Here is a 1,165-nt window from a genome sequence, read left to right as displayed (position 1 = left end):
GCAAGGGGCACGATCGCCCCGTTGGTCCGCCAGGGGAAGTGATGCAGCGTGGCCAGCGGAATCCCGCAGTATTCCGCCACATTGGCGGCGATCTCCTGGTAAGTCTGGCCGGCGAGCACCAGGTCGGCCTCATCCGCCAGCGCCGTCAGCGTCTGGTTCATCTGCACCCAAGCCTGGGTGCTGATCTCCCACAGTTCGCGCGCCCACCTCGATCTCTCCCGAACTCGTCGGAAGGTGCCGAACCGGGACGTGAAAAAATTCCGGAACATGTCCAGCCAGGCCTGCGTCTCGGCTCCGTAGGGCACCGCGGTGAGCCCAGCCGATTCGGCGAAGCCAATCAAGTCGGGCGGGACCGCGATACGCACGTGGTGCCCTCGCCGCTGCAGTTCGGACCCGACCACAACCGACGGCTCGACATCACCTCGAGTTCCGTAGCTTGCCAGCACAAATCTCAGTGCGGGCGGTTCGACGTAGCCGCACGCCGCATCACGGTCAGTCACCTTGTCCCTTCCTACCATTTGCGGTAGTGCGAGAGCCTAGACATGAAGGCCGCAGGTGGCCAGCGGCGAGTATTCCTAAGAGCCTGAACAGCCGCGCGCATCCGGTTATGCTGCGGTCGTCTGAACCGGGGACGTTGCGCGGCCGCTCCAAATCCGACCATGCGCCAGGGGAACTGGAAGGGTGAAGATCCGCGATGAAATTTGTGCTGGCGAATTGGGGCACGCGCGGCGAGGTCGAACCCTACCTGACTGTCGGGCGTGAGCTGGTGCGGCGGGGACACGACGTGACGATGGCTGTCGCTCCCGAGATGGTCGACTTCGTCGAGTCGGTCGGACCGGCCGGCGTCGCGTATGGGCCGGAATTGAAGGCCGTCCTCGACCCGCACCGCGACTACTGGACTTACTGGTTCGAGAACCCTTGGAAGGTTCGGAAGCTCGACCGGATGTGGCGGGAAGTCGTGGAACCCCTCACCCTGTGCCGAGCGGAGGTCAGCAGGACGCTGACGTCCTTGGCAGACGGGGCCGCCCTGCTGCTCACCGGCATGAATTATGAAGACACGGCCGCGAACGTCGCGGAATACTGCGGGATTCCGCTGGCCACGCTGCATCACTTCCCCTGGCGGACCAACGGGGCGATCGTGCCCTTCCTGCCCGCGCCCGTGGGT

The 1,165-nt window shown here is 64.9% G+C and carries 2 protein-coding genes; one reads left to right on the top strand and one right to left on the bottom strand.

All coding sequences use genetic code 11. From position 1 onward, the window contains the following. Positions 1 to 455: glycosyltransferase (locus A5695_RS09315; protein WP_197515420.1), on the bottom strand; the 455-nt coding region annotated here is incomplete at its 3' end. Positions 456 to 694: 239 nt separating this feature from the next. Here A5695_RS09315 and A5695_RS09310 point away from each other — a divergent pair. After that, positions 695 to 1,165, top strand: a 471-nt coding sequence (locus A5695_RS09310; protein WP_197515322.1) for a glycosyltransferase, incomplete at its 3' end; no start/stop codon positions are given.

Source organism: Mycobacterium sp. E1747 (assembly GCF_001667775.1).
Lineage (GTDB): Bacteria > Actinomycetota > Actinomycetes > Mycobacteriales > Mycobacteriaceae > Mycobacterium.
The sequence above is the reverse complement of the archived record's forward strand: the minus strand, read 5'-3'. Positions and strand labels throughout refer to the sequence as shown.